Consider the following 6,025-nt stretch of genomic DNA (forward strand, 5'->3'; position numbering starts at 1 on the left):
ATAATATACTTGTGATTTAAAAATCAGGCTTACTCAATGGGCTTAAAATCGAAAAATTTAAATCGTCGGCTAGTTAGAGAAATCGCAATCATTTTAATAATTAAGATTGCAATTTTAATGACCATTAAACATATATGGTTTGATGCGCCGACAATCCCAAAAGATTTTGACAATCAAGTTGCCGAGCGTATTGCTGGCAATTCTTCCCAAATCAAGGAGACACGTTGATGATTTCTGAAAGCGTGGTCGATCTTTCGCGGTTCCAATTTGCAATGACCGCAATGTATCACTTTATTTTTGTCCCTTTAACATTAGGATTGGCTTTTATTCTTGCCATTATGGAAACAACGTATGTCGTTTCTGGTAAAGAAATCTATAAAGACATGACTAAATTTTGGGGGAAACTCTTCGGTATTAACTTCGCTTTAGGGGTCACTACTGGGTTAACAATGGAATTCCAGTTCGGGACAAACTGGGCGTACTATTCGCATTATGTTGGTGATATTTTTGGAGCACCACTAGCCATTGAAGGATTAATGGCGTTCTTCCTTGAATCTACTTTTATTGGTCTATTCTTTTTCGGCTGGGACCGACTCTCCAAAGTACAGCATCTAGTTGTAACTTGGCTTGTTGCTATCGGCTCAAATATGTCTGCCCTATGGATTCTTGTGGCGAATGGCTGGATGCAAAACCCTGTCGGCTCAGCATTCAACTACGAAACTATGCGTATGGAGTTAGTGGACTTTGGTGCACTTATTTTTAACCCTGTCGCGCAAGTAAAATTCGTGCATACAGTTTCTGCTGGTTATGTCACAGGTGCTATTTTTGTTCTCGCAATCTCCAGTTATTACTTACTGAAAAAACGTGACCTCCCTTTTGCTCGTCGCTCATTCGCCATCGCTGCAATCTTTGGTCTAGCGTCTTCACTTTCAGTTATCATTCTTGGTGATGAATCAGGTTATGAAATTGGTGATGTTCAAAAAACCAAACTCGCTGCTATCGAAGCAGAATGGGATACACACCCTGCTCCTGCTGCATTCACTTTATTTGGTATTCCAAACAAAGAAACCATGACTACTGATTATGCAGTCAAGATTCCTTATGTTATGGGGCTTATTGCGACTCGTTCTACAGACAAGCAAGTAACTGGTATCAAAGACCTTATGATTGAACATGAAGCACGTATCCGTAATGGTATGGTTGCTTATGCTCAACTTGAAAAATTGCGTGCAGGTGATACTTCACCTGAGCTCAAAGCAGCATTTGAACAGTCTCGTAGCGATTTAGGTTATGGCTTATTGCTCAAAAAATATAACCCTGAAGTTGTAACAGCGACTGAAGACCAAATTAAAGCAGCAGCTAAAGATACTATTCCACATGTACCAAGTCTGTTCTGGACTTTCCGTATCATGGTGGCTTGTGGTTTCCTCATGCTCGTTTTATTTATTCTTGCTGCATTTGCCGTTGCAAAACGCAATGCCGAAAACAAACCTTGGTTACTTAAATTTGCCCTGTTTGCCCTACCATTACCATGGATTGCTGCTCAAACAGGTTGGTACGTAGCTGAAGTTGGTCGCCAACCTTGGACAATCGGTGAAGTACTTCCTACCCACCTTTCTACTTCTACACTTAGTACCAGTAGTGTCATGGGATCAATTGCTGCACTTGTAACGTTCTATACTGTGCTTTTGATCATTGAAATGTATCTTATGATCAAATTTGCGCGTCTCGGACCAAGTTCGCTACATACTGGTAAGTATCATTTCGAAAAAAATAAAACATCTCATGCAGTTGAGGAGGCTCAATCATGATCGAATATGAACTCCTAAAAATTATCTGGTGGGTTTTAGTTGGTGTTCTCCTCATTGGTTTAGCGCTTACTGATGGCTTTGATATGGGTTCAATGATACTCATGCCATTTGTAGGTAAAAAAGATGAAGAGCGCCGTGCTGCGATCAATACGGTCGCCCCTCACTGGGATGGTAACCAAGTTTGGCTGATTACAGCTGGTGGCGCGATATTTGCCGCTTGGCCTATGGTATATGCTGTTGCATTTTCAGGTATGTACTGGGCTTTGTTACTCGTACTCTTCGGATTATTCCTGAGACCTGTTGGATTTGACTATCGCTCTAAGCTTGAAAATACAAAATGGCGTAATGCTTGGGATTGGGCTTTATGCATTGGTGGTTTTGTCCCTGCTCTCGTATTCGGTGTAGCCTTTGGTAATATGCTGGTAGGTGTACCATTTTCACTTGATGAAACTGTTCGATCTACTTATACGGGTAATTTCTTCCAATTACTTAACCCATTCTCTGTAGTATGTGGTCTTGTCAGTGTGGCAATGCTCTGTGCTCATGGTGGTGCCTGGTTAATGTTACGTACCGATGGTGCTTTACGTGATCGTTCAGCTAAAGCTACTCAACTTATGGGTATTGTTTTTCTAGTCTGCTTCATTGGTGCTGGTGCTTGGTTATACTTCGGTGGCATCAATGGCTACACTCTTGCAACTCCATTTGATACTAACGGCGTAGCGAATCCTCTTGCCAAACATGTGCTTATTGACCAAAATCCTGGCTGGTTTGCAAACTATAGCAAATATCCAATTATGATGATTGCACCGATTGTTGGTATTCTTGGTGGCTTGATCGTTGTGTTTGCTGCTAGTAAAAACAAAGCTGGACTTAGCTTCCTAGGTTCAAGTTTAGCTGCAACTGGCGCTATTTTGACAGCTGGTTTCTCGCTATTCCCATTCTTGTTACCATCTAGTACCGATCCTGTATCTAGCTTAACCATGTGGGATGCTGTATCTAGCCATAAAACACTTGGTGTAATGACTGTAGCTGCTTGTATATTTGTTCCAATTGTATTGGCTTACACTTTCTGGTGTTACTATAAGATGTGGGGTGTTATCACCAATAAACACATTGCAGAAAACTCACATAGTCTTTACTAAGCTATTGTTAGGAGAATAAATTATGTGGTATTTCGCGTGGATTCTAGGGATTTTAATGGCATGTTTTGCTGGTGTACTCAGTGCACTTTACATTGAAAGCCATCAAGATTTAGACGAGGAATAAAAAATGACTGAAGCAGTGGCAACACCGAAAAAGAGTACCATTCATACGATAGTAATGATTGTATCATTCCTGTTGGCATTGCCTTTAGCAGGAATACTACTCGTCAACCCTGCACTCATGCTCGACAGTAATGGTCATTACAATCATAGCGTACTTATGCTAGTCATGATCGGTATCTCTGGCGGTTTTATTTATGGTGTAGGATTTGTTCCAAAGTTCTGGTTATGGAAATGGTTGTTCAGTCCATTTATCGCTTGGCCACTCATGTTGATTGGCTATTATTTATGGCTCTGCATATAATCTAAGCATTACCAATAAAAAAAGACCTCGATATCGAGGTCTTTTTTTATTGGTAAGAGAAATAAACTAAATAATGTGTTTAATGAGTTCAATCAGACTAACTTCCAGTTTTGGAATACCCACATTAAGACTTAAGGGATAATGTTGAATAATCCCTTTTTTTGTATAGCCATGTCTTTCATAGTATGAAATCAACTCTTCCCTTCTATTTAAAACATACATGGTTATTTTTTACATTACTATGGCTTTGTTGCACAAACATAGCTTAGAAGGCTTCTTCAGCAATATAATTTCAGAATGAAGAAGCTTGCACCTAAAATCTATCGTACAACTAATTGGTCATCCTATAATCAATCTTTAATTGACCGAAGTAATATCTCCATTTGGTTTGATCCACAGACTCAGTGGTATGCACAATTACAAGGCAAGCAAGGTCGAAATCAAACCTATTCCGATACAGCGATTCAATGCTGCTTAATGATTAAATCACTATTTCGACTCTTTTTACGTATGGTGACAGGTTTTGTTCAAAGCCTGATTAAACACTGTGGATTAGATTGGACAGCACCAGATTACACTACGCTTTGTAGAAGACAAAAGCATATTGATATTGCGATTAGCTATCAAAAAAGTCGTGATGGTCTCCATCTACTCGTGGACTCTACTGGCTTGAAGTTTCTAGGTGAAGGCGAATGGAAATGTAAGAAACATGGGGCTGAATATCGTCGCCAATGGCGTAAGCTTCATATCGCTATAGACGCTGAAACTCTTCAAATACGTGCAGTTCAGCTCACAACGAATAATGTCAGTGATTCACAAGTACTCGAAGATTTACTAGGCCAAATTCCCTTAGATGAGCAAATTCATTCTGTCTATACAGATGGTGCTTATGACACAAAACACTGCCGACAAGACATTTTAGATCGAGATGCACATGCTGTGATTCCTCCAAGGAAAAATGCAAAGCCTTGGAAAGATCAGCAAGCAAGGTCTATAGAGCGGAATGAATTATTGAAAACAGTCAAACGTCTAGGCAGAGCAGTTTGGAAAAAGTGGGCTGGCTATCACTGCCAAAGTTTGGTCGAAACCAAGATGCATTGCATAAAATTATTAGGGGATAAACTCAGTTCGAGAAACTTTCAGAGCCAAGTCAATGAGATTCATGCACGTGTAGCAGTCCTCAACAGATTTACGGAATTAGGTCGTCCCCACACCCAAGTTGCCACTTAAATTTTAGTTACTTCGAGAAGTATTAACTTTTAAATCTTTGTGCAACAAAGCCCATTACTATTATAAACTTGCACGAATTTTTCAGCAGTAGAAAGTAACTTTTTCCCTAAACCTTTATTTTGTCTGGATGGTTCTATACAAAATGTCCCGATTTCAACTTTATCTTCATCAAAGCTCAAACCAAGGCATGCAATAATTTCTCCTGAATTCATTTCCTTATTTTCAATCACCATCAGTAAAAAAAATCAGATTTTGTTAATTCTAAATAAAGTTGTACTTCACTAATTCTATTCCCCAAAATAATTTTAGATTCATTCGTCCAACTCTTTCCCTGATCTTCACGATAAGCACTATTTATTATTAAAGAAACAAGTTGTGGAATGTCATTAGATTTCGCGAATCTATAGTCTAAGGCATTCATAATACTAATAAAAAAGGATTGTTACGTATACAATCCTTTTTTCATATTTTATAATGAAAGTTTATGGTTTTTACAATTCATATATCATTTTTTATAAAGTGTTTGATTATTGGTCAGCCAACCAAGACATAAATTTCTGACGTTCAGCTTTTGAAGCATTTTTCCAGATCTGGATTAACTGTTGATCAGCTGAATATGCTGAAGAAACATTCTTATTTGTTGTTGGTGTTGTGGCACTACCCCCAGGAGTTACTGAGCTGACTGCTTTAACTGTTTTTGGACTTGTAGCATACACTGGGGCGGGTTGATTATCTGGTGTTTTCTTTGAACTGGTCAAATCAAACACGCGACCAAATAAGCCACCTGTAAGCCAAGGTTTAGGCTCATTATTTGCACCTGTTTGTTGTACAATCATTTGATTATTTTTATCTAAAATTGCTACTGTTGGCTGTTCAGCGTATTTTTTCGCTTCATCATAATTTTCTGGCGCATTTACAAGAGCTATTTTATATTGTTGTCCATCTTGTAAATCAGGTGCTGTAATTGTAATAACTCCTGATTTAACAATATCATGTTCACCATTTAAATGTTCAAAATATTGTTGATAGCGAAGACTTAAAGATACTTTTCCGGCATCAACTTTATAGTCGTTCTTTTTAGTCCTAAATAGCCCGGCATTTACTTCCTGGTCATTGACTGCCAATATTACAATTTCTTCAGGTGCAGAAACAGTAACTGCCGCGAAAATTGAGCTACTTACTATCAAACCTAATGCTGCAATACCAACTTTTAACGTCATGTGCCTACTCTTTTGTCAATAAACTGTAAAATTTAATGCACTATGCAATGATGTCATGACAATTTTATGACAGTTGTAATAAATCAGAAAAAAACTTTGTAAATACAATGAACTTTAGCAGAAAATTGTTACTCTCCTCAAAATGAATACAGCAATATCTATGTTTATCCTGATAATTTACCTTAATAAATCAAATAC

At 38.3% G+C, this 6,025-nt stretch carries 8 protein-coding genes; 6 read left to right on the top strand and 2 right to left on the bottom strand.

All coding sequences use genetic code 11. From position 1 onward, the window contains the following. Nucleotides 1–36 precede the first annotated feature (36 nt). From cydP to KPC_RS17145, 6 genes are all read left to right on the top strand, one after another. Nucleotides 37–228, top strand: a complete 192-nt coding sequence (gene cydP, locus KPC_RS17120; RefSeq protein ID WP_121975560.1) for a cytochrome oxidase putative small subunit CydP — start codon at nt 37–39, stop codon at nt 226–228. Beyond that, a complete protein-coding gene (locus KPC_RS17125) occupies nt 228–1,811 on the top strand; it encodes a cytochrome ubiquinol oxidase subunit I (protein WP_121975561.1) in 1,584 nt (527 codons plus the stop codon). The genes cydP and KPC_RS17125 overlap by 1 nt, the downstream gene beginning before the upstream one ends. After that, nucleotides 1,808–2,953, top strand: a complete 1,146-nt coding sequence (gene cydB / locus KPC_RS17130) for a cytochrome d ubiquinol oxidase subunit II (protein ID WP_121975562.1) — start codon at nt 1,808–1,810, stop codon at nt 2,951–2,953. The genes KPC_RS17125 and cydB overlap by 4 nt, the downstream gene beginning before the upstream one ends. 22 nt (nt 2,954–2,975) lie before the next feature. Beyond that, the gene (cydX, locus tag KPC_RS17135; RefSeq protein ID WP_004860610.1) at nt 2,976–3,077 is read left to right on the top strand and encodes a cytochrome bd-I oxidase subunit CydX; all 102 of its coding nucleotides are present in this window, start codon (nt 2,976–2,978) and stop codon (nt 3,075–3,077) included. A 3-nt stretch (nt 3,078–3,080) separates the two neighbouring features. Continuing rightward, the gene (locus KPC_RS17140; protein ID WP_121975563.1) at nt 3,081–3,377 is read left to right on the top strand and encodes a cyd operon YbgE family protein; all 297 of its coding nucleotides are present in this window, start codon (nt 3,081–3,083) and stop codon (nt 3,375–3,377) included. A gap of 297 nt (nt 3,378–3,674) precedes the next feature. Then, nucleotides 3,675–4,607, top strand: a complete 933-nt coding sequence (locus KPC_RS17145) for an IS5 family transposase (RefSeq protein WP_121975564.1) — start codon at nt 3,675–3,677, stop codon at nt 4,605–4,607. Nucleotides 4,608–4,636: 29 nt separating this feature from the next. On the opposite strand, the gene KPC_RS17150 is transcribed toward KPC_RS17145, so the two are convergent. Continuing rightward, on the bottom strand, nt 4,637–4,840 hold the full coding sequence (locus tag KPC_RS17150) for a GNAT family N-acetyltransferase (protein ID WP_121975565.1): 204 nt from the start codon (nt 4,838–4,840) through the stop codon (nt 4,637–4,639). Between the two features lie 294 nt (nt 4,841–5,134). Continuing rightward, nucleotides 5,135–5,827, bottom strand: a complete 693-nt coding sequence (locus tag KPC_RS17160; protein ID WP_121975567.1) for a YccT family protein — start codon at nt 5,825–5,827, stop codon at nt 5,135–5,137. Nucleotides 5,828–6,025 lie beyond the last annotated feature (198 nt).

It is taken from the genome of Acinetobacter stercoris (assembly GCF_900323515.1).
Taxonomy (GTDB): domain Bacteria; phylum Pseudomonadota; class Gammaproteobacteria; order Pseudomonadales; family Moraxellaceae; genus Acinetobacter; species Acinetobacter stercoris.